Raw genomic sequence first — 24,467 nt, 5'->3', positions numbered from 1 at the left:
GTAAAGAATTCTCATTTGTATTTGCGGGTTTCTCATTTTCATCCGTTTTAGTTGTAAACCAACTGAAAATGGAGACCGTTCTTGAAATCCCTCTTTGTAATAGGTGCTTTGCTTCTGCTGCTTGCTTCGGTCGGAGCACCCCTGGCCAAAGCCCAATCAGAAGCTGTTGCGGCGATTGAGTTTAATCTGCCTGCTGGCGCCTTGGGCGATGCGTTGAATCTCTTTTCCCGTCGTGCGGGCGTAACACTTTCCTATGAAGAGCGCTTGGTGCAAGGGTTAAATACTCAAGCTTTGCAGGGCAGCTATACACCTGAAGCAGCCCTGCAGCGGCTGCTGCAAAACACCAGTTTGCAGGCGATAGCGGTGGGTGACGGGAGCTGGCTTATTCGTTCTGCCAGTACCAATGCCAATAACCTGGTGCTGGGCGCTGTGCGGGTTGGCGGTGGTTTGGCGGGGAGTGAGAGTGTTTACGCCCGCGCCAGTGGTGTTGCGCGTGTTGATCGTGCCGATATAGATCGCAGTGGTCCGCGCCATGCCAGTGAAATCCTGCAAGCCACCGCAGGTGTTTTCACTGTTACTAATGAACAAAACCCCAGCGTGTCAGTGAATATCCGTGGCTTAAAGGATTTTGGACGCATCAATATGAATATTGATGGTATGCGCCAGAACTACCAGCGCAGCGGCCACGGCCAGCGCAACGGCGAGATGTTTTTTGATACCGAGTTTTTGAACGGTGTGGAAATCCTCAAAGGCGCTTATGCGGGGCAGGGTGGTGCAGCGGCCAGTGGCGGTGTAGCGACCTTCCGTACTCTGGAGTCACAGGATATTTTGCGCGAGGCAGATGACGAGTTTGGTGGCCGCCTGCGTTTGAGCGATGGCGTACCCGAGTGGGATAACGGTCAAAACCTGTCCGGCTCATTGGCACTGGCTGCACGTCCAACCGATAACACGGATGTGCTGTTTGCTTACAGTAATAAAAACAGCGACGAATACCAGCCGGGTACCCATGGCAGTGCTGTGTATTGGGGGCAGTTTGATGGTCGTCCTGGCTACGAAGCTATAACCAATATCGTCAATGGCACAGGTCAGGACATGGAGTCCTGGCTGGCCAAGGCGCGCTGGATGGCAACCGACAGTCTGGAGCTGAAACTCACAGCACTTGGCAGCAGTGCGTCCTATGGCGAAAGCCAATCAATAAATATCGATCAGGTTCAGCGCCAATATTTCAAACAACTATATTGCAACCCACCCGCTAATTATTTGGTTAATAACCCGAATCACCCGGATTGGGACACCTACTGCAATTGGGAATATGACCCGGAAAATGCCCACCCCATCAGCAATACCAACGAAACCAAAAACCAAAGCTATGCGCTGGATTTGCACTACACGCCTGGTGGTGATTGGCTTGATTTAAGCGGCAAGCTCTATAGCGTAAGCACCCAAAATACCAGCATCACCAGCGCCAATACCTACAGCTTTACCACCCAAACCGATACCTTGGGCGCCTTGTTGGCAAATACGTCACGCCTGTTTGTTGGCGACCATAGCATTACCTTGAACTATGGGGTTGAGTGGTTCCGCGATGAAAACAAACCCGAAGCCAACTCCCAAACACTCACTGGCAATGAAATTGATTTATTGACCGGCACTACACCCCATGGCGAGCGCAGTGTCCTTGGTAGCTGGTTGCGTGCCGATTGGAGTTACAAAGCCTTCACCCTCAGCCCCGCTGTACGTTGGGAGCAATACAACCTGCAAGGTACTACGGGTTTTCGGGACATGTATCGCAACCAAATCCTGTGGCAATTTGCCGAGATCCCGGTTGATCGCACCGAGAGCAAATGGTTGCCCTCATTAGGTGCGGCGTTTGATGCAATCAAAAGCCAACAGCATCACCTGCAGCTCTTTGCCAATGCCAGCTTGGGCTGGCGGCCACCGGCGATTACTGAAACCCTGACAGCGGCCGCTATTCCCGGCCATTTGCCGCCCATGAATACCTATCCCAACTGGTTGTTAGAGCCTGAACAAACACGCAATGCTGAAGCGGGCGTTAACTGGCGTTTTGGTACGGATAATCGCCAACTGAACATCAAACTGGCGCAATTCTATAACCGCACAGAAGACTATATTTTGTATGCAACCGGAGCGCGTAAACCCGGCCATGAAATTTCATCACTACAAATTCAGGCGTTTTACGTGAATGCCCTTAATGACCTGATTTTTGAAGGGCAAGAGTTGCAACTGGATTTCATCCTGGACAGCTATTACGGCTCGCTCAATGTGACCCATACCGGGCGCAATACTGACGCTGTGTTTTATTACGAAGGCAAAGCGACTCCCTACCTCTATTACCACCCTTGGGCAGTGGGTGGTCCGAATGGCGAAAGCCCGGCCGACTACTGCCCCGATGCCTATTACCAATATGCCACCGGTTGCTATTCCTTCAGCACTTTATACGACCCGCAGGTACCGGAATGGACCGGCAAGCTCACGCTGGGTAAACGTTGGCTGCAAAACAAATTGGATACCGGCGCAACCCTCACCTGCGCCAGCCAGACGGGCGATTCCTATTTCACTGAAATGGTGGATTTCACCGGTGCCAAACAAGGGATCCGCGATTATTGCGTGACCGACCTGTACACCAGCTATCAACTGCTCGACAGCCTGCGCTTGGGAGTAAACCTGAAGAACCTTACTGACCGTGAATATATCCAGGCGATGGGTGATGACATGGTGAAGAGTTACGCGCCGGGTAGAACCTTAACGGCCAACCTGCAATGGTTTTTTTAGAGAGAAACACCGCTTTTTAACGAGGGAAATGTGCATAACAACAAGGAAGGTTTTTGCTGCCGGAGTGGTGCAACACTCCGGTAGCAAAAAAATGGGAGAACCTAAGGGGCGGGTAATCCCATGGGCATAAGCCCACAAGAACGGCCTGAATTTACCGCAGGGCAATTCGACCGCGCCGACCGGAAACATTTGATCGGGTGCGCAGTATAGCCATGCCGTGAATAAAGGCCAAACCGCTAAATACCTTCATTAGGAAAAATTGACATGAGTATTGCGATTCAGTACAGCACTGATTTTTCAGCTGCCGGTTTTACGGGTTTGAGTGGTTACTTTGATTATTTTCAAAGCACTTATTCCAGTCCTGGCCACGCGTCCAATATGTGGTTTCACAATAATCCAGGTAGCTTGAATATTGGTGGCACTACTTACAATGACACTTACTTTGGCATCAAGGTAATTGGAGAGGACTTGGCCAATACCTCAACTTCATCGAACGTTAGCTTTCTAGTCAAAGCCGCTGAAGTCACCCTTGAGAATGGTGCTGGTACCCACTATCAGTCTGCCGACATGATCTATACCGCGGCCAACGGCCATGACTTGGCGGGTGAAATAGGTGAGTTGATTTTTGGTAACGGCGCCTATTCCTCAGGCAGTCTGGCCAGCACCTTATTCACGGTAACCAACCTTACCCCGCATATCGGTAATGGGTACAAGGATATCGACAGTGATGGTGCTTACGATGCGGTCGAAATTCCAACCGCTGTGGGCGTCAACAAGGTTCACGACCTGATCCTTAACCTGATGGGTGGCGCAACCGGTGGCGCCGGTGGCACCAGTGTACTGGAAGGCTATCTTGCGGCTTATGGCACCACGCAAACCGGTGTGGCTGGCAATTACGATGAGGTGTTCAGCAGCTATGGCGGCAACGACACTTTCACCGGCAATGGCGGCAACGACACTTTCCGTTTTGAGAGCGGTTTCGGTGATGACGTAATTACCGACTTTATTAACTCAAGCGGTTCGGTTTCTGAGCGCGATCTTATTTCCTTTAAAACTGGGATTTTTGGTGGTCTCAGCGCGGCTGACATTCTTGATCCCTTGAATGGGTATTACAGCTACAGCGGCGGTGTGTCTGTTATCAGTGATGGAACTAATAGCATCACTCTCACAGGTGCATTGACGACGGCAGATATTAATTTCTTTGCCTGATAGTTGATGTAAACGGGCAGGACATTCCTGCCCGCTTTTTCAAAGATATTGTTCATTGATGTGGAATAAAACTAATGAATCGAACTATTTTTCAGGGCTGCATGTTATGTGGACTGATGGCGTTATCTTCTTTAAATGCATTAGCTGTCAGTTTTTATCCGGAAAGCATTTTGACTAACACTACAACGAATCCAGTTCCAGTATTGATGACACCGCCGCTAAAGATTGGTGATTCGCTTTACGTCGGTTTGGGTAGTTCAGTTAATCAAATAACCTACCGCATCCAGAATCCATCCTCAGCGTCCTTAGCTGTAACACAGCACGTGGGCTTCGATGGAAAAAATCAGGATTTTAGTAATTATGTTGTGGCGAACGGTCGCATTTATGTCGCTAACGCCACAAGATTTCCCGCCCATGGGAACGCGATATTCAGGCAAAGCTTTATCGGCTTTTCTGTTATTGATGATGCGGGTATACCTCAAACTCCAAATACCAGTATTGGGAGTGTTTTATTAAAAGATAAATTCTATCTGCCAACAGGATCATTGGCAGCAGACGCTTCTGGAAACCTGTATGTGGCTGATCGCAGCGATGCCGCAGGTGCAGCGGGCAGTGGTGTGATCTGGAAAATTGTGCCGGTTGCCGGTAGCAGCGACCATACTGCTGAAGTTTTCCATAATTTTAATGGACAGAGTATTGATGAAGGTAATACCACCAGTGCTCTGCTGGCACAGGGCGAATATCTGTATGGGTTGAACCGTGTTGGTGGAATCAATAGCAAAGGAACATTGTTTCGCAAAAAGCTGGATGGAACGGGAAGTTTGAATATTTTACATACCTTCAATCTAGAAGGTATTCCGGATGGAGATACTTTTTACGCTCGCTCTACGCTACTGTTAGAAGGTGATTGGTTGTATGGCACGGTCACTGATTGGGCTAACGCAACCGGGCATGGTGTCGTGTTCCGCGTTAAGCCGGATGGCAGCGATTTTAGTGTGTTGCACAGTTTTACAGGCCAGGATACAAGCGGCATTAACCATGATGGCAGTAAGCCGGCTGGCCCTTTGGCGATAAAGGACGAATGGATCTATGGCACTACCTTGAAAGGTGGTGAGAATAATGTCGGTGCGATTTATCGAATTAATAAAGTTGATGGCACCTATGAGGCCGTTGGCTCCTTTGGCAACCAGTATGACAAACCATTGGGTCTTATTTACGATTCCGCTACTGACATGATCTACGGTTCAACGTCGGGTGCACATGGGGTAATACAAAATGCTCCAGGTGTATCCGTATTTAAACTGCTAGAAGAAAAATCTTTCGAAATTTCCCTAACCGCCTCCCGTACTGATGTTGAGTTAGGCAAGCAAGAGTTGCTGCTGAATTGGTCGGTACAGGCAGCACCTACTGATGCTATTTGCGCCGCCACGTCTGACCCGCTCAATGCCGATTGGGATAATCCATCGCTGGTATTGGAAGACGATAACGGCAAGAAAAAAGGTAGCGGTACAACACCTGATTTAGCCGGAGTGAATTCCAGAATGCAGGCGACGCAAGCGAATATTTTCACCCTGGCGTGTGCCAGCGCTTCTGATTCCACAAACAGCAAAACTGTATCGATTACGGTAAATGCCCGTGAACCCAATCCCTTGTCAGTGACCTTTACTGCCAATCCCAACAGCACCGGCGAGAAGGCCAATCTTTATTGGAATGTGACAGCACCTGGTAATGCGGGCGGTGAATGCCGTGGGACTTCTGACCCAGCAGGTTATTGGAGTGGAACCTACGCGTTTGGCACTGACAGTCAGCAACTGGATGTACCAACCGCCAATGGTCGCACCGGAAAACATACCTACACCTTCACGCTGGTATGCGAGCGCAACGAAAAAGATTTGCGCAATCCCGAGAGCAATTCCGTCACTAAAACCGCCAGCCTTGAGTTTGATTTCGGCCCAGGCAGTGGTGTTAGTTCGTCGTCCGTTTCCAGTGCGAACACTTCATCAGCAGCATCTACTTCCAGTGTCAGTTCAACTGCCGTTGTCAGTTCCAGTGCTGGCAGTTCAGTTGCAAGCGGTCCGCAAGGTTCGGGCGGTGGCGGTGCGATGAATCTCTGGTGGATGTTATCACTGTGTTTATTGGCGCTAGGTCGTCGCGTTAACGTCTAGGGATTGACGCGCACACGGACGTGCTTTTTATTTTGGAGCGGTTATGGAAAAGACACACTCATCATTAGCACTGTCCACTGCCCTGGGACGAAGCCGCGCAGCGTTTTTATCGGTCGGATTATTCAGTGCCGTTATCAATATTTTAATGTTAGTCCCGGCGATTTATATGTTGCAGGTGTACGACCGTGTACTGGCCTCACAAAATAAAACCACCTTGTTAATGCTGAGCTTGATATTAGTCGGTTTGTTTTTGTTAATGGCCGCGCTCGAATATATTCGCGGCATGGTGTTGGTGCGTTGCGGCAATCAACTGGATATGTCGCTCAACCAAAAAATTTATAACGCATCGTTTCGTGCAAACCTGATGGGCAAACCCGTTGATGCAGTGCAAACCTTGGGTGATCTCACACAGTTGCGTCAATTTTTAACGGGGCAGGGATTGTTCGCTTTTTTTGATGCCCCCTGGTTTCCGATTTATTTGGCAGTGATTTTTTTATTTGACCCATGGCTCGGTTTATTGGCCTTGGGTGGTGCAGTCGTGTTGTTGCTGTTGGCCTTTTTCAATGAAAAAAGTACGGCTGTTCATTTGGCAGAGGCGAGCCACTTATCTCAACAAGCGGGGCGGGTATCGGCGGGCAGTTTGCGTCAATCTGAAGTGATTGAAGCCATGGGCATGTTGCCTGCGTTGCGCCAGCGCTGGCTGGATTTGCAAATTGCTTTTTTGTGCAAACAATCGCACGCCAGTGATAAAGCAGTTGCTTTTAATGCGGCGACAAAAACCGCGCGCGTTGCCTTGCAATCCTTTATGTTGGGCTTTGCAGCGTTATTGGTAATCGATGGCAGTATTAGTGCAGGCATGATGATCGCCGAGTCTATTTTAATGGGGCGCACACTCGCGCCTATCGAACAAATTATTGGCAGCTGGAAACAGTGGCAGCAAGCGCGGCTCGCCTATTGGCGCTTGCAGGGATTATTGGCGACCTATCCCGACAAGCCCGTCAGCTTGCCGCTGCCCGCACCGCTGGGGCAGATAGCGATTGAGAATGTCTCTGCCTGTGCGCCGGGAAGCCGCACGCCGTTATTAAAAAATATCCACTGCACGATTGCCGCCGGTAGTTTGGTTGCGCTGGTGGGGCCATCGGGCTCGGGCAAATCCACTCTGGCGCGGTTGCTTACCGGCGTGTGGCCAGCGGCATCGGGTTGCGTGCGCTTGGATGGTGCGGACATCTATCAATGGAACAAGGATGAACTGGGAAAATCGGTGGGTTATTTGCCGCAAGAGGTCGCACTCTTTGCCGGAACTGTTGCCGACAATATTGCGCGCTTTGGTACACCAAGTATTACAGGTGAACGCGATGCCGAAAAAATTGTTGCCGCCGCAAAATTGGCTGGCGTACACGAATTAATTTTGCAATTACCCCAGGGGTACGACACACCATTAGGTGAACAAGGTGCGGGTTTATCCGGTGGACAAAAACAGCGAATTGGTTTGGCGCGCGCGCTCTATAACGAACCTGCGTTTGTGGTATTGGATGAGCCTAATGCGAATCTGGATGACGCCGGGGATCGCGCATTAATGGCCGCGTTGGAACAATTAAAAACGCGCGGCTGCACGGTGGTATTTATCAGCCACCGGCAAAGTCTGGTGCAGCAAGCCACGCATATTCTTGCGTTGCAGAATGGTCAATTGCGCGCATTTAGCAGTATGGAAGAAATCGCTGCGCAGGGTAAAAAGCAAGCGCCGGTATCGACCCTGAGTTATAACCAGCCTGCGGCGGTGCGTGTACAACTGAATAATTTGGGAGACCTAACATGACAGCCGTTACGGGAGCAATGGAATCACTGTCGGTTGCAAATTTGCCACAAGATGCAGGCCGCTTTGTAGGTGCAGGCATCTGGGTGATTGCAGTAGGTTTTTTAGGGTTTATCACTTGGGCAGCGCTTGCCCCTTTGGATCAAGGCATACCTGTGCCCGGCACTATGATGATTGAAGGGCAGCGCAAAACCTTGCATCACCCGACCGGTGCGCAAGTTGAGCGTATTTTGGTGAGTGAAGGTGATGCAGTGACAGCGGGTCAGTTGTTGATCCAAATGAACGATACACAAATTCGCAGCCAGGCCGAGAGCCTGCGTTTGCAATTGGAAAGCGCCACGGCTCAGTTGGCGCGTTTGCGCGCAGAGCGCAATCAAGCGAGCGAACTTGTTTTTCCGGCGGATTGGAATGGCTCTGAAGATGTCATTCAAAACCAGCGTGCGTTATTTTCGGCGCGCCGCGTGGCGCTGGCAAATACCCAAGCGGTACAAAAAGAAACCACGGCAGCGCTGGCGCAACAATTAATTGCCGCGCAGGAATCGCTTTCCGGCAAAAAAAGGCAGCGCCAGGTGTTGGCAGAGCAACTGGAAGGTATTCGCAAACTCTCCGAAAAAGGCCATGTCCCGCGCAATCAGCTGTTGGAAATGGAGCGGCTTTCTGCCCAGCTCGATGTAGCGGTTGTAGAGGAAGTAGGGCGGGTAGGGCAGTTGCAGCGGCAGGTTCAGGAAGGGCATTTGCGCCAGCAGGCCATCGGCGATGAATTTATGCGCGATGTCTACAGCCAGCTTAGCGATACAGAGTTGCGCGTGCAGGGCTTAACCGAGCTTTATCAGGCGGCACGTTACGAGTTGGACAATGCACGGATTGTTGCTCCGGTTGATGGTGTTGTGACCGGATTGGCGGTGTTTACCGAGGGCGGGTTTGTCGCGCGTGAGGCGCAGTTGCTCGACATTGTTCCCCGCACCCAGCATCTATTGGCCGATGGCCGCGCACCTGTGCACCTAGTCGATAGCCTGCGTCCCGGTTTGGTGGTGAACCTTATGTTTTCGGCTTTCAATCAGGCGATTACGCCGCAAATTCCGGCAGAAGTGATTACCGTATCGGCCGATAGCCTGATGGATAACCACACCGGTATTCCCTACTACCGAGTGCAAGCAAGGGTTACGCCGGAAGGTATGGAAAAACTGGCACAACACCAGATCCGCCCAGGAATGCCGGTAGAAATGTTTGTAAAAACCGGCGAGCGCAGCCTGTTGTCCTACCTCTTCAAACCGCTGCGTGATCGAACACGAACAGCTATGGGTGAATGAGCTCTATGACCATCAATACCCGCGCTTAAAAATAAATACTAAAAAGCGCTTTTGTTGGGAAAATTTCTCAATTGCTTCGTCTTACTGTTCTCAAGCAAATGAAAACCATTTGCTGAACGGTAATAGGAGCCGAATTTCATGCCGCAGTTGTTGCAGGGTTGTTTGTTGGTCATGGCCACAGTGGGGGCTGTGCCAATTATCGCCATCGCAGATACCCCTCCAGCCCCTTTGGAGCAAATTAAGGCGCAAGTTGGAGCCAGCCGGACCTTTTCCATCCCGCCACAGGCATTAAGCAATGCGATCAACAGTTTTTCCCGTCAGTCCGGCTGGCAGGTTTCCCTGCGGGCTGAATTGGCATCGGACAAACAATCCAGCGCGGTAGACGGTAATTACTCCGCAGATCAGGCACTGACCCGTTTGCTGTTAGGTACCGGCTTGCAGTGGCGCAAAACCGCAGAAAACGCAGTGCTGATTTATGCACTCGAAACCCCAGCAGCCAGTAATAGTGCCATTACCCTGGGGACAGTGCGGGTGCAGGGCGCTGTCAGCCCGAGCGACGAGGTATATAAAACGGCCGGTTCAGCGAATGTCATCACCCGCGACGACATCGAGCGCTTCCGCGGTACTTCGGTAGGCGATATTTTCCAGGGAACCACCGGTGTGTTGGTGGGCGAAAACCGCAACTCCGGTGGGTTGGATGTGAACATCCGTGGCATGCAGGGGCAGGGTCGGGTGCCCGTGCTGGTGGATGGGTCGCGTCAGGAAACCACGGTGTATCGCGGTTATTCGGGGGTATCCAGCCGCAGCTATATCGACCCGGATCTGATTGGCAATATCCGCATCGATAAAGGGCCGAGCATGACCGCTGAGGGCACCGGCGCTACGGGCGGCGTAGTGAATGTAAACACCCTGAGCGCGGCAGATATTGTGAAATCCGGCCAAACCGGCGGCGTGCGTGTGCGCGGCAGCCTGACAGGCAACAACTCGGCGGCGCCGGAACCGGGTACTTACGCTGGTTATTACGTGCCCTATACCAAGTATCGCTCCAACTGCGACCGCCCGGTCGATTGCAGCCCGCAGTACACAGTGCCGGATAGCTTTGCCCCCGAGCAGGGTATGGATCGCCCGGATTTACTGGATTTAAGAGGCCTGGCCGGTAGCCTGGCAGCAGCGCGCTATTTTGAATGGGGCGAGCTGGTGGCTGCTTACACCACGCGCGATCAAGGCAATTATTACGCGGGTGAAAATGGCCCGACTCCCTATGTGGTACAGGGCGAGCCAACGCGTTCCTTTTGGTACACAGAAACTACCTACAGCCGAAAAGGCGTGTCGCCTTTTCGCGCCGAGGAGCGCATCCCGAATACCCAGTTTTCCAGCGAATCCTGGCTGTTAAAAGGCAGCGTGGTACTGCCGCAGGAGCAGAGCCTCGAACTCGGTTATATCGGTTATACCAGTGATTTTGGCGAGATGATGCCCTCGCAAATTCGCTCGTTTGGCCAAGCGCGCCAATGGCTTGATAGCAAGGTCACCAACGACACCTATACCGCCCGTTATCGCTGGGAACCACTGGATTACGATTGGGCGGATTTGCGCATCAACCTCTGGCACACGGATACCATCACCGATATGAATACGCCGGCGGTGGGTTCAGTCGCTATTGAAGACAACACGCCGCGTCGCGACGATTACCAGCGCTATGGGGTAGATGTCACCAACAAATCACATATTTATGCCGCCGGACAATGGCAAGTGGAATACGGCGTTGCCGCCCAGTGGGAGCGCATGGATACCGACACCCCGGAGACCGGCGGCTTTTACGATGGTTCGCGCAGTGGTGAACGGGATGAGCTGAGTGGTTTTGTCTCCGCCCGCTGGCAGCCCATAGCGGATTGGACGCTGGAAGCTGGCACTCGCTACACCCGTTTTGAATCGCGCGATAATAATCCACTTGATACGGCTCCCGGCAATGACAACTGCCAGCCCGATGGCAGTGGCGGCTGCATTCCCGTGTATTACCGCAATCAACGTTCCGGTTCAGCGCCTATTGCGTCGCTCACTTGGGAGCCACTGACTGGACTACAGTTTTACGCCCGCTACGCTGAAGCCCTGCGGATGCCGAGCTTATTTGAAGGCACCTCTGGCTGGTCGGTCAGCCCGGTACAGAATATTGAGTTAAAACCCGAGCAAGCGCGTAACAAGGAAATCGGCCTGCATTACCTGAACAAAACGCTGTTTGGCGGTGATCAACTGCGCTTGAGCCTCGCCTATTTTCGCAATCACACCAAAGACTACCTCACCCGCACCCAGCCCAATGCCTGGGAGATGGGGCCCGGCCAGGATTTTTTCCGCCTGCGCAATATCGACAGCGCCGATTTTTACGGCTGGGAAAGCAGCGCCGAATATGACGCAGGCCTTTGGTTTGCCAGCCTCAGCGGCACTCGCTACACCCATATCGAAGTCTGTAATACCGGTAGTTTTGTGCGCAATTACTGCTCCGACTGGGGCCTGCCGCAGAGCTATATCAACAATATGATTCCACCTACCTGGCATGCCAATAGTACCCTCGGCCTGCGCTTGCTTGAACGCCGTTTGGAACTTGGGTTGCGTGGCACATTCATGGGGCAGCGCAACCCTATACCACGTTACAACGCCCCCACCGGATTTAACCCGCCCGTCGAGTGGCACAGCTACGAGATTTACGACCTGTTTGCCAAGTACAACTACAGCACCAGCCTGTCGTTCGATATGGCGATCGACAACATCACCGACCAGTACTACCTGGACGCCCTGAGTTTGGGTGTTGTGCCTGCACCCGGTCGCACGGCGCGCCTTGGTATGACCTTACATTTCTAGTTCGCTTCTTTTAATTCGTACTTTTTTAACACTGACTTTTTCAATACCGACTGACTTTTTCGAGAGGATTATCGATGAAATATCCAATATCTATGATTGGCGCGCTGGGGTTTAGCCTCCTGCTTGCCGCCTGTGGCGGCGGTAGTAGCGGTGGTGATAACAGTGCAAGCAATAGCAGTACTAGCACCAGCCTTAGCACCAGTAGCAGTAGCGCACCACAAGAGCTGCCTACTGCTGCGATTAGAGTTGAAGGCTCTACCGGGGCGACATTCGCGCTTGCCGACGAACCGGTGACGGTCACCCTGAGCGGCGCTACCAGCACCAGTCCGCGCAATGCCGCCTTGAGCTACCAGTGGGAGTTGGTATCCAAACCGGCGACAAGCAATGCGGTGTTTGGCGCGGTTAACACCAGCAGTGCCAGCTTTAGTGCAGACCTTCCCGGCGCTTACGTAGTGAGTCTGGTGGTCGATGACGGCACCGCAAAAAGTGCTCCCGTGCGCTTCACCATCAATGCCACCAGCACCTATCCCGTCGCCATTACCCAGCTCCTGCACAGTGTGCTACTGGGGGCGGACAAAGTAGAACTGGATGCATCGGCGAGTATCGCACCCACCGGTGCAACCACCCCATTGAGTTATCAATGGACGCTGGTGTCCTCACCGGAAGACAGCGCGCCCTACATCACGAATGGTAATCAAGCGGTGGCGACTTTGTATCTGGATATCGCCGGTGAGTATCGCGTGCGTCTGGTGGCGCGCCATCAGGAGGTTGCCAGCGAGCCAGTCGAGGTTGTTGTGACTGTATCTTCCGGCAATGCTCCTCCTGTAGCCAAAGCCAGCGATGTGACCGTAAAACGTGGCGAAAAAGTCGAGCTGAGTGCCAGTGCAAGCTACGACCCGGAAAACGCGCCGCTGGAATATCGCTGGAGCTGGGATTCAACGCCGAAAAATGCGCCTGTGCCTGAATTGGCTGGCAGCAAAACCGTCAATGCAAGCTTTACTCCGAACGCTGTAGGTACTTATACACTCGATTTGTTTGTATTTGATGGCACCTGGAAAAGCACGCCGCACACAGTCACCGTCACCGTGGAAAAACCTGCCGATGCTGCCAACCTTGCGCCCGTAGGCGAATTGGTGGCGACAGGCTATTCACCCTCCGCCAGCATTGGTGAGCAGGAACTGGGCTTGCGGGCGAACTTCTCGTTTATTGGCTTTGACCCGAATGGCGATGCACTACAGGTTGTGTCAGCCGAGATTATCGAAAAACCCCAGGGCAGCACCGCTACTTTGGCGGCAATTGGTAGCTGGGAACCGCTGGGCAGAAAAATCCAGAAACTGGATGTGTTAGGCACTTACCGCGTCCGTATGGTTATCTCCAATGGTACGCAGGAAATCTCCCGTGAAGCGACTATGGTGGCCAAAGTGGGCGGCGTTAACAATCGCCCAAGTACCGGCGGTGTTAAGGCTCAGCGTCCGTCGGTGATTGTGGGTGAACCCTTTATTTTTGATGCGTCCAGCAGCGATAAAGACCTTGATCCACTTAGTTTCCAATGGGAATTGATCGACCGCCCGAATAACAGCAAGGCCGTTATTGAGCCGGTGTTGGACGAAGAGACCAGAGAATATCGCCGTGCACGCGTATTGGCTGACGTTCCAGGTTCCTACAGCGTGCGTATGGTCGTCACCGATGACCGTGGCCTGAGTGGTGTTAGCCCAGCTGAAGCCACAGTGTTTGCAAAACTTAGCAACGCGGCACCGGAAATTCGCAGTGTAGTCTGGACTCGCAACTGGGGCAGGCTGGCGCCTAACGAAAGTTACTTCCAGATACTGCCCTGCATGTCGCTGCTACTGCGTCCGACAATTGTTGACCTGGATGGTGACGCAACGGATTACTATGAAGAACTGGTCGCCAAACCAGAAGGTGGTGCCTTCACCAGCAGCACTTCAGAAAAGAATGCTGATTGCCCCAATTACGGCGGTTTGGTGTTCACCAAGCCCGGCACCTATACACTGCGTTATTTGGCGAGTGACGGCATGGATACATCAGTGCCTTACGACTTTAATGTGGTGGTTGAATCACCGGAAAATGCCAAAGGCGTTTTGCTGAAAAGTGTTGGTGCAACCACCAGCTTGTTGCTGCCGCTGCCCTATGAAAACATCCCTGCCTTTGGCTACGGCTATTCAGGTATTCGCCCAACGGCGGAGCGTGTGTTGAATTGGTCGCTGGAAGCAAAAGATCAGGATTACACCATCGTCGATGTAAAAGTCTCACACATCAATGGCAACAAAGTGTCGCTCACACCGCGTTTTACCGGGTTGGTAGAAGAGCAGGTGATTAAGCAAGGCGATACAGCAGCCTTCAGTACCATCATCCCGCCAGTCTTGTGTACCCGCACTGACGATGAGACAGAAGGTTTCCATTTCTCCTTCCGTATCAAAGAGCTACCAAACGTGCATTTCATCTACGAAAACTACCAGTCCACCTCCCAAGGGCTAGTGAGCGAATGGCCGCTGTGCCAACCGGGTCAAGTTGAGTAATTTGGACTGGTTGTAATTGTTCGCTAATCGCCGCCGCTGGTTATGTCATTGGCGGCGGCGATTTACAGGTGGCTTGTTTGTAGTGACTGATTAGCGTGCGGTAGTGATGCGCGTGTATTGATGTTGCAACAATCTTTTTGGTTTTCTGTATTAATTATTGTCACCTTTTTCTGGTTCGTTCGGCATAACACGTGAAAGCCACTTTTCATTTCTCGTTTGGAGCTATCAGCGTATGCCGCAGTTTTCATTCATTCATTTCTCACTAACGCCGTTAACACGCATCCTGCGCGCCACGGCTTTAGGTGTTGGTCTTGGTCTCGCTTGTGGCAGCACTGCCGTTGCGCAGGTATCGCCATCTGAGCCTACGTCAGTCCAAAAGAGTTACCACATACCAGCGGGAACTCTCTCGCAATCACTCAACCGTTTTGCCAGTGAAGCTGGAATTACGCTGTCCTTTACGCCTGAGTTAGTGGAGGGAAAACAAGCGCAGGAACTTAATGGTAGCTTTGCCCCGTACAGTGGATTGCAAAAACTTTTGCAAGGCAGTGGATTGGAAACGGTTATTAAATCGGACGGTAGTTTTAGCTTGAAACTGGCGGTGCCAGTGGCGCAATTAAAAACGGTGAAAGTGACTGCTGCGGCTGAAAGCGATACTAGTTACAGCTATGCCACCAAAACAGCCAGCATTGTCCGTGGTGCGGAGTCGCTCAAGGAGATTCCACAATCGGTAACGGTAGTAACGCGCAAGCTAATTGAAGACCAGAATCTGACAATGATGAGTGATGCTCTGGCCAAGGCGCCGGGCATAGTTGCCACGACCGATGGCATGGGCAATCCTGAATTCCGCTCGCGCGGTTTTGTGATCGATAATTATCAAGTCGATAGTCTGGGCACTTTATATACCTCGACCTATCGGCCGGATTTTGATTTAGCGATTTATGATCGGGTGGAAATTCTGCGCGGCGCGGATGGCCTGTTTTCCGCCGCTGGCGAACCGGGCGGTACTATTAACCTTGCGCGCAAGCGGCCGACAGATTACTTGAGTTCCTCGGTCTCGCTGGCCTACGGCAGCTGGGACAATGCCCGCATTGAAGGCGATATCGGCGGTGCCATTGCGTTTGACGGCAAGTTGCGCGGCCGCGTGGTCGGCGTTTGGCAAGACCGCGAATTTTTCTACCGCCCGGCCGATGAACAAAAACAGGTTATCTACGGCATTCTGGAGTTTGACCTGACCGATTCGACCACTATCAGTGGTGGTGCCAGCGATCAAAAAGTGGAAGGTGTTACTTGGATGAAAGGCCTACCGACCTTTGATGACAGCAGTCAGTTGGGTTTGCCGCGCAAGGTAGCACTGAACCTGGACTGGGCTACACGCGATACCACAGTTAAAGAGACTTTCCTCACTATCGACCATGAATTTAACGATAACTGGTCGGCCAAGCTCAGCGGCATGAAGCAGCGCTATGACTTCGACTACATCCAGCTAAGCCTCCAGGGGCCAGTTGATAAAGCGACAGGATTGTTTGGTGAGCCGGGTGCCTTTTCCGAGGATGATGGCAACCACTCTGAAGGTGTGGATTTGAGTATTACTGGCCGTTTCCAGGCGTGGGGTTACTTGCACAAGTTGGTCGCGGGAATTGATTCACGCAGCAGTCACGGTAAGGAGATGCGTAACAACTTCGAGGTGGACTTTCCTAATGGTGAGGTCGGTATTGATGACTTCCCTGGTCTGGAGCTACCAGCACCCACGGTTGGCGGATATAACCATGGTTGGCCAGCGTGGGGAGCTGAACAGAAGGGCGGCTATGCTCGGCTGAACTTGCAAGTATCTGACAGCGCCCACGTCATCCTCGGTGGACGTTATGCCAATTACCGCGATTACAGCTCCTATGAGTTATTTGACGGAGCAGGCAATCTCATTGCCAGTGAAAAAAACGGCTGGCGCGAGGATGGTATCTTCACACCTTATGCCGCTTTCACCTACGACTTAACGCCAGCCTGGACTACTTACGTCAGCTTTACTGAGGTCTACAAACCGCAAAACTCTTTTGCTGGTCCCGCTGAAGATCCGACAAAACTAGACCCCATCACCGGCCGCAACTATGAGCTGGGCGCCAAGGGCAGCGTATTGGACGGTGCGTTGAATCTATCGGTTGCTCTCTACAGCATCGAGCGGGATGGTGAGGCAATTCAGGATATGCGCTACGGGGAGGGCAGTAATTTCTGGTTGCCGCTGGGCGAAATTGTTAGTGAAGGCGTGGACTTGGAAGTGTCGGGTGAGTTGGCGCCGGGCTGGGAAATCTTTGCTGGCTACACCTACAATCGCAATGAAAATGAACAAAGCGATGTGGTCTATAGCGAGCTGACGCCCAAGCATATTTTCAAACTCTGGTCGGACTACACCTTGCCAGGTGATCTCTCTCAGTGGACGTTTGGCGGTGGGGTCACTGCAAAAAGTGAGCACGCCAACTCGGGTACTTATTGGGTCATGACTGATGCCGGCTGGACTCAACCACCGTTTGAAATCAAGCAAGGCGGTTATGCGGTGTGGGATGCGCGGGTGAATTATCAGATGAGTGATAGCTGGAACCTGTCGCTGAACCTCAACAACATCTTTGACGAAAATTACTACGCTACGCTCGGCAGACCCAGCGATGGTAACTGGTATGGTACGCCGCGCAATGCCACGATAACACTGCGCGGTCAATTCTGATTTCTGGTTGCTTGTCATTGGTCGTCTAAATTGTGCAAATAAAAATGAAGTGTGATGGCGCATAAATATTTATGCGCCCAATTTGATAAATGATATTGAAAGTAATTATCATTAGTAATAATGTGCGCGCCACCCAGACCCTGTGGCGATACCTCCGTTGAAATGTTGATTCAGGAAATGTATTTCGCCGCTGTCGATTTGCACTTCCTATAAGGATCAACACACCATGTTCACGCAAAAATCATTAGTTCTGATGATGGCCAGCGCCCTGTGCGGTGCCAGTGTTTCAGTGTCTTCTCTGGCGGCGGATAACAACGCGGCAAGCAACACCAGTCCTCCAGTAAAAACCTCCAGAAAAGCACAAAATACTGCCACCTCCGTTGAAGAGGTAACGGTCACCGGTAGTTACACCACACGCTCAATGAATGGCGCTACAGGGTTGGATATGACCCTGCGCGAAACGCCGCAAACCATCACCATCGTGACCAGCCAAATGATCCAGGATAAAGGCTTGGTGGATATGGAACAGGTGCTCGACCATGTGCCTGGTGTGAGTAAGTCGGGGGATGCGTCGGAATACAGTTTGATGTATGTACGGGGTTTCCAATTGGATACTGGTGTTCAGGTAGATGGCATGATCACTACGCCAGCCAACTCCACCTATTCCGGGGATGCGAGCCAGAGCCTTGACCCGGTCCTTGCGGAACGAATCGAAATATTGAAAGGGGCTGCGGGGATTCTGGGCGGGCAGGGCGAGCCATCTGCCACTGTGAACATGATCCGCAAGCGCCCCACAACTGATTTCCAGGCATCGCTGACCGGCGCTGTTGGCAGTTGGGATACCTATCGTGCAGAAGGTGATATTTCCGGCTCTATTAGCGAATCCGGCAATGTGCGTGGGCGTCTTATTGGCTCTTACATGGAAGGCGATTCTTATATTGATCGTTACTCGCGCGATAAATCTGTGACCTACGGGATTGTTGACTGGGATCTAACGCCTCAAACACTGCTTTCCCTTGCTGTCGATCAGTCATCGGTTAAATCCTACGGCGTTTACAACTGGAGCTCGAATCCGGCGTTCTATACCGATGGTACCTTGATTGATCATGACACATCATTTTCTACAGGCTACGAGTGGGCGTATCGCGTCATTGAACAGTGGAGTGTGATGCCTTATGTCAAACATGAATTTACCAATGGCTGGGTAGTGAAAGGCACCTATCGTTTTGCCAGTGCAACCCAGGATGTTAGCAATGCCACCTATGGTGCTTATGTGGATAAAGCTACAGGAAATGTGGTTGATGCCCGTGTAAGTCCTCATGCGCTGTTTTCCGGGCGTGAATCTGATACAACCAGTTTCAACATAGTGACCAATGGCGGCTTTGGTTTATTTGGCCGCGATCATGAAGTTGTATTTGGCTACAGCTATAGCAAAAACGAGTTTGACCTCTTGTTCGATTATGCTGATTTGCCGACATACAACCTCAACAATCCGAATCCTATTGCACCCGATTATTCAGGAGAGTCATCACCATATGACCAATCAGAGTCATTGGAAATTGGCGAGCAATCGGGCGCCTATACAACCCTGCGCTTTAGCCTGGCGGACCCACTCAAGCTGATGCTGGGTGGCCGTGTCAGTAACTGGAGTTACGACAACACCAACAAACTCACCTCGTCGATTGTGCATGCAGAAGAAAAAAATGTCGTGACGCCTTATGCGGGCATAGTGTACGACGTAAATAGTTTCCTATCGGTTTACACCAGTTACACCGGCATTTTCAAACCTGTGGGTGATTACGGCGCGGATGGCAATTTGCTGGAGCCGACAGAAGGCACCAACACCGAAGCCGGGATCAAGATGGCATTTTTTGATAACGACCTGAATATTTCGGCAGCAGTCTATCGCGCGAATAAAGACAATGTTTCTGAGTACGCCAACATGGGTAGATTGCCTAATGGCAATTGGATTTATAGAAGTGTCGATGGTATTAAAACCGATGGATATGAAATTGAAATTGCCGGTGCGGTTAGTGAGCAATGGAATATCAGTGGCGGTTACACCGATAACAAAGCGGAAGATAAAGACGGCAATCCTCGCCAGACTTATATTCCTACCAAACAATTCAAAATCACCAATAGCTATAATTTTGTAAATGGTTTAACGCTGGGAGCCAGTGCACGTTGGCAAAATTATTCTTATGGCGATGCAACAATTCCCGCTGCGATTAGCGCAACCGGGCAAGCCATTGATGTCAGGCAGGAGCAGCCATCCTATTGGCTGGTGGATGTGATGGCGCGCTATGAATTGACGGATTCGCTTTCAGTCTCACTCAATGTCGATAACTTGTTTGACGAGACCTACAACCGCTCCATGTGGGGCTATGCCGATTTTGGTGAACCACGCAGTGCAACACTAAGTGCAAAATACACGTTTTGATATTTACGTTTTTAGGATAAAGCCTCCCAATTGCTCTTGGGTGGCTTTGAAATTAATAACATTTAAAAGATTACATTGTGATTCCTGAGCTGCTGGTTTGTGTGGTGCGGGGCGGGATCTGTGAGTGGGACTTACAGGTTCTGCTATGTATTTTGCGGGTTAGACCGTTAAACAAAAGGCCCGCGATGGGCCTTTTGTTTTGATGGGGATTGTGGCGTTTTACTGCATCACAGTTTCCACTTCAGGGTGAGCGACACATTTCGTGGTTCACCGTAGTTAGCATAATCAATATTGGCCCAATAAGTTTCGTCGAAAATATTGGTTGCACTCAATGACGCTGTCCATCGTTCGTTGAAATTCCACGTCGCATAAAGATTGGTGAGCACATAGGAGTCTTGTGTAAAGGTTGCGTCTGTTAGCGTCGGATGGCTTACGCCATAACCAATGGTTTCACTCTGCCAGTTAATGCCGCCACCCAATACCAAGGGAGCAAGCGCGCCCGAGAAGTCATAGTGGGTAGACAATTGCACTGAATGCTCGGGCAGGTTTGTCCAGATTCGATCATTGGTATGGCGTTTGGTATCGACATAGGTATAGCCTGCGTTGATCATCCATTGCGCCGTAATACTTCCGCTCAGGCTGAGTTCTATCCCTTCGCTTTCCGTACCATTAACACCCACGTAAGCTGAACTTCCATCCGGCAGGGAGTTTTCCGGTTGGGTCATGTCGCGCACGGCGTAGTTGTCTTGTTTGGTTTTGAAAATGGCTGCGGAGGCGGATAGTTTTCCATCAAAAAATTCGCCTTTAATGCCCAGCTCTGCGTTGCTACCGAGCACCGGTTCAAGCAGGTTGTCGTTCTTATCTTTGTAGCTTTGCGGATTAAAAATATCGGTATAACTGGCATAGAGTGAATACTGCGAACTTAGGTCATATACCAAGCCGGCGTAGGGAGTTATCTCATTATCAACCTTGAGGGTACCTGTGGTATTCAGGTAGGCGCCGCTGGTGTTGTAGTTGTCTGTACCGGTCTCCCATGAGGTGACGCGGGCGCCCACAATGGCCGAGAGTGAATCGGTCAGGCTAAAGCGGTTCGCGGCGTAAATACCGGTTTGCTCGGTGGTGGCAATTCGGAATGAGCCGGTGCGCGAGTAGGTGGGTTTTGGTGCTTTTCCGTCATAGTTCCAGGCATCGGGTACTTGATAGCTCCATGAGGCAAGCGATGTAAAACCGGGTGTGTAGGACTCCAACTCATAGCTATTGCCGCCCACAATCAGGGTGTGTTCGCGCCCAAACCAAATGTAATCCCCAGTCAGGGTGAAATCGATACTGTCGCGGGTGTCTTCACCTGCACTTACACTGCCCAGAAGCGTCATGCCACTACCGGTTTCGCGGTTGGGGAAGCCTTGGGCATAGACACGCAGGCTAAATACATCGCCTTCCGTGCGATTGGCGGCAAGGCGCAACTTCCAGTTCTCATTGAAGTTGTGCTCCAGATCGGCAAACAGGGTGCTGGATTCGCGTTGCCATTGTGTCCACTCTGGCGCAAAGCTGGTAGATACGGGTAATTTGGCTTGAGTACCGTCGGATGCAAACAGGGGAATAGTGCCCCAAATGGTGCCTGTGGGGTTGTTGTCCTGATTTTGATAACCCACGGCTAGAGTGGTGTTTTCTCCTATATCACCTTCGATCACGCCCAGCATAGCGGTTTTGTCTTCACTGTAGCGATCGCGGAAGCTATCGGAATCCTGATAGGCAACGACAACTCGACTGCGCACTTTTCCCTCGGGGGAGAGCGGTGTTGATACATCCACCACACCACGCTGACGATCCCATGAGCCGAGGCTGGCAGCAACAGATGCCTCTAATGTTTTGCCGGGACGCTTACGTACCAAGTTCACCGTGGCCGAGGGTGATCCAACACCGGATAACAATCCGTTGGCGCCGCGGATCACCTCAACCCGCTCATAAAGCGCAGTATCGTATTCCTGATTAGTTGATCCGCTATAGGTGGGGATGCCATCGACCTGAAAGTCAGTAATCTGGAAACCGCGCGAAAAGTAGAGCGGACGTTGACTATCGTAAAGTGTCACATTGACGCCTGTCACATTCATCAATATGTCATTAATGTCTGTCATTGACGTCAATTCGATCATTTCCTGCGAGATTTCGCTGATCGATTGGGGTAGTTCGCGCGGGGTGAATGGTAGGCGCGTTGTGTTTTCATTTTTGCGAGCCACACCGTCAACTTTTACTTCTTCTACATTCTTATCTTTTGTGGCTGCCGCCAATTGAAGCGTAGAAGATGTTACCTGGGACTCTGCGGCAGCTGCATAGTATGAAGTGCCTAATGCCAATACAAATATGGCGGCTGTTTTATGGTGGTTACAAAGATAATTGAGTTTGGTGTTCAGATGATTTGAAAGCAAGGAGGGGAGGCTCATTCGAGTATAGCTACCTGGTGGTTTTGAAATTTAAATGCGTATGTTAATGATAATTAATATCCTTTAAATTTTAACCAGTCTAAATTTCTTCAGTCAAGGGGAATGTAGAACCGCTGATCTACAATCCCACCCATTTTTCCCGCTTGCCATTATCGAAATTACGTGCATAATTATATTTATTGAGAATAATTATCAATTGCATAAAGAGGATTGGCTATGCGTGATTCAATGACTCAATCAGCTCAACTTACCTTTGACGAATTGGTACCGGAGTTATCGGTTTACCTCGCCCAGCGGTTTGCATCAAACGGGTTTGCCGAGAAAATTATCCATGAGGCTCGCAAGCGGCTGGACGATGGCGAGATCCTCTCTCTGGTAGGGGATGTCCGCGTGTATCTCTGCAGTTTTGCCATGGGAATTGGCAAACAATTACTGGAAGACGAATATTTAAAGGCATGTCATTGAATGAGGGCGTTTTATGATCAGTACCGAAATGATGGCGTTGAATGCCCGTGCAGATGCGGGTCAGGCATGGCCGGACATACATTTTTATGATCGCGCAGCAAGGGCGCTGACCCGTTTGTTGGACATTGATGCCCGTGTGCGTTTTTCACCGGTCGATGAGCGCCGCTATTTGCAGGCAAATCACTGGCTCGATCAGCGCTGTCTGGCCTTCTTCAATCAGTTTCCAAAAGGTTTGGGAATTGAATGCGGTGCAGGTTTGAGTACGCGTTTTCATCGGCTCAGTGAGCAACACGAATGGCCGCAATTTTCCTGGATTGATATAGACACCGAAGAGCGTCTGTTGCTGAAATCCAGCGCTATGCCGGTCATTGATAACTACCAACTGTTGGTTAATAACCACGCTAATGACCCACTGGTAAATGAAATCCGTTGGGACAAAACAACACCGTTGATGATTGTTGCCGATGGCTTTTCCTACCCGCTGGATAAAGCATGGCTGAGTAACCTGCTGCAATCCTTATTGAATACGCGATCAGCCGATACACCCATTTACGTACATATACTTCTGGAGGCGACATCCCACTGGTACGAGCGGTTATTGCGTGCAATAGGGTTGTCTGTATTTGGGCACTGGCATACAACCCTTACTGCACTGGGTGGCGAGGTGGACGACATTAACTATTTTGGAAAAAGCACACACTCCAAACAAGGTGTGATTCTGGGGGTAGCGCTACATTTTTAGCAGTGTTTATGGCAGTAGCGTAACCCGATTGCGCCCGGCTTCTTTTGAGCGATAAAGCCCCTGGTCTGCTTTTTCAATCCACTGGCGATGGTCGTGCAGTTGTTCATCTAATTCTGCAACGCCCGCGCTCACAGTAAATTTAATCTCGTGACCTTCGGCATAGATGGTCGACTCTTCAATTGTGGTGCGTAAGCGCTCGGCAAATACGCAGGCACCATCGCCATTGGTATTGGTCAGTACAATCCCAAACTCTTCACCACCGTAGCGGCCAGGGATATCCAAATCGCGCACCTGTTCCTTGATGGATCTACTGACAGCGCGAATGGCTTCATCACCGACTGTGTGGCCATAGCTGTCATTGATCTTTTTGAAGTGATCTATGTCCAACATAATCAAACTGGAAGGCTGTTCGTAGCGATCAAACCGCTTGAACTCCTGTATCAACCTTAACTCCCAATAACCGCGATTAAACAGTCCGGTCAGGTGATCGGTACGGCTAAGGTTTTGCAATTGTTTATTGGCCTGCTGCTGCGCCAATTTATTAACAGCCGTATCCGTCACATCGTAAATAATCAGGCAGATATGGCGGGCAATTCCGTTGCTATCCAGCAGGGGAATAATGCTGCTGTTTTGATACATGTATTCCGCTGTGCCGGTAATCGGGCGATAGTGCGGAAAGCGAAACAGGTAAGGGCGTTGCTCCCAAGTGGTAAACGCCGTATTTTTCAGCACAAATACCGATTTGGCCTTGTGTTTAAACCAAGCCTCAGGCAATTCCGGGAAGGCCTCAAACAGGCTTTTACCAAGTACCATTTCTGGTGCTTTGCCGCTGTGATTTTGCATGAAGCTGTTCCAGACATTGATTGTGTAATGTTCATCCATTACTACCAATCCAACATCAATGTTTTGCAGGATATCCATTTGCCAATGAATATCATCGAACAGTTTGTTTTGGTCTTTACTGTTTGCCATCGGTGTCATTCAAC

The 24,467-nt window shown here is 51.0% G+C and carries 13 protein-coding genes; 11 read left to right on the top strand and 2 right to left on the bottom strand.

Annotation, left to right across the window (positions count from 1 at the left end; translation table 11 throughout):
• Positions 1 to 81 precede the first annotated feature (81 nt).
• From B0D95_RS05545 to B0D95_RS05505, 9 genes are all read left to right on the top strand, one after another.
• Positions 82 to 2,793, top strand: a complete 2,712-nt coding sequence (locus B0D95_RS05545; protein ID WP_078042962.1) for a TonB-dependent receptor — start codon at positions 82 to 84, stop codon at positions 2,791 to 2,793.
• A gap of 264 nt (positions 2,794 to 3,057) precedes the next feature.
• A complete protein-coding gene (locus B0D95_RS05540) occupies positions 3,058 to 4,002 on the top strand; it encodes a hypothetical protein (RefSeq protein WP_078042961.1) in 945 nt (314 codons plus the stop codon).
• Between the two features lie 575 nt (positions 4,003 to 4,577).
• Positions 4,578 to 6,167 (top strand): choice-of-anchor tandem repeat GloVer-containing protein, encoded by a 1,590-nt coding sequence (locus B0D95_RS05535; RefSeq protein ID WP_149867868.1) that lies wholly within the window; start codon positions 4,578 to 4,580, stop codon positions 6,165 to 6,167.
• 43 nt (positions 6,168 to 6,210) lie between these two features.
• Positions 6,211 to 7,983, top strand: coding sequence for a type I secretion system permease/ATPase (locus B0D95_RS05530; RefSeq protein WP_078042959.1), 1,773 nt, complete (start codon positions 6,211 to 6,213; stop codon positions 7,981 to 7,983).
• Positions 7,980 to 9,290, top strand: a complete 1,311-nt coding sequence (locus B0D95_RS05525) for an HlyD family type I secretion periplasmic adaptor subunit (protein WP_078042958.1) — start codon at positions 7,980 to 7,982, stop codon at positions 9,288 to 9,290. Before B0D95_RS05530 ends, B0D95_RS05525 begins: the two co-directional genes overlap by 4 nt.
• A 138-nt stretch (positions 9,291 to 9,428) precedes the next feature.
• On the top strand, positions 9,429 to 12,143 hold the full coding sequence (locus B0D95_RS05520) for a TonB-dependent receptor domain-containing protein (protein ID WP_078042957.1): 2,715 nt from the start codon (positions 9,429 to 9,431) through the stop codon (positions 12,141 to 12,143).
• A 74-nt stretch (positions 12,144 to 12,217) separates the two neighbouring features.
• The gene (locus B0D95_RS05515) at positions 12,218 to 14,680 is read left to right on the top strand and encodes a PKD domain-containing protein (protein WP_078042956.1); all 2,463 of its coding nucleotides are present in this window, start codon (positions 12,218 to 12,220) and stop codon (positions 14,678 to 14,680) included.
• Positions 14,681 to 14,912: 232 nt separating this feature from the next.
• Positions 14,913 to 17,393, top strand: coding sequence for a TonB-dependent receptor (locus B0D95_RS05510; RefSeq protein WP_078042955.1), 2,481 nt, complete (start codon positions 14,913 to 14,915; stop codon positions 17,391 to 17,393).
• 226 nt (positions 17,394 to 17,619) lie between these two features.
• On the top strand, positions 17,620 to 19,833 hold the full coding sequence (locus tag B0D95_RS05505) for a TonB-dependent siderophore receptor (protein ID WP_078042954.1): 2,214 nt from the start codon (positions 17,620 to 17,622) through the stop codon (positions 19,831 to 19,833).
• Positions 19,834 to 20,060: 227 nt separating this feature from the next.
• On the opposite strand, the gene B0D95_RS05500 is transcribed toward B0D95_RS05505, so the two are convergent.
• A complete protein-coding gene (locus tag B0D95_RS05500) occupies positions 20,061 to 22,274 on the bottom strand; it encodes a TonB-dependent siderophore receptor (protein ID WP_078042953.1) in 2,214 nt (737 codons plus the stop codon).
• A gap of 216 nt (positions 22,275 to 22,490) precedes the next feature.
• Here B0D95_RS05500 and B0D95_RS05495 point away from each other — a divergent pair, with 216 nt between their 5' ends.
• Together B0D95_RS05495 and B0D95_RS05490 are read left to right on the top strand one after the other, a co-directional pair.
• Positions 22,491 to 22,739, top strand: coding sequence for a hypothetical protein (locus B0D95_RS05495; protein WP_078042952.1), 249 nt, complete (start codon positions 22,491 to 22,493; stop codon positions 22,737 to 22,739).
• A 13-nt stretch (positions 22,740 to 22,752) separates the two neighbouring features.
• Positions 22,753 to 23,481 carry a hypothetical protein gene (locus tag B0D95_RS05490; RefSeq protein ID WP_078042951.1) on the top strand — a complete coding sequence of 243 codons (729 nt, stop codon included), beginning with the start codon at positions 22,753 to 22,755 and terminating at the stop codon, positions 23,479 to 23,481.
• 6 nt (positions 23,482 to 23,487) lie between these two features.
• Here the strand turns inward: B0D95_RS05490 and B0D95_RS05485 are convergent, their stop codons facing one another.
• On the bottom strand, positions 23,488 to 24,453 hold the full coding sequence (locus tag B0D95_RS05485) for a GGDEF domain-containing protein (protein WP_244904451.1): 966 nt from the start codon (positions 24,451 to 24,453) through the stop codon (positions 23,488 to 23,490).
• Between the last annotated feature and the right edge of the window lie 14 nt (positions 24,454 to 24,467).

Source organism: Cellvibrio sp. PSBB023, assembly GCF_002007605.1.
Lineage (GTDB): Bacteria > Pseudomonadota > Gammaproteobacteria > Pseudomonadales > Cellvibrionaceae > Cellvibrio.
This window is presented reverse-complemented; position numbering and strand designations above follow the sequence as displayed.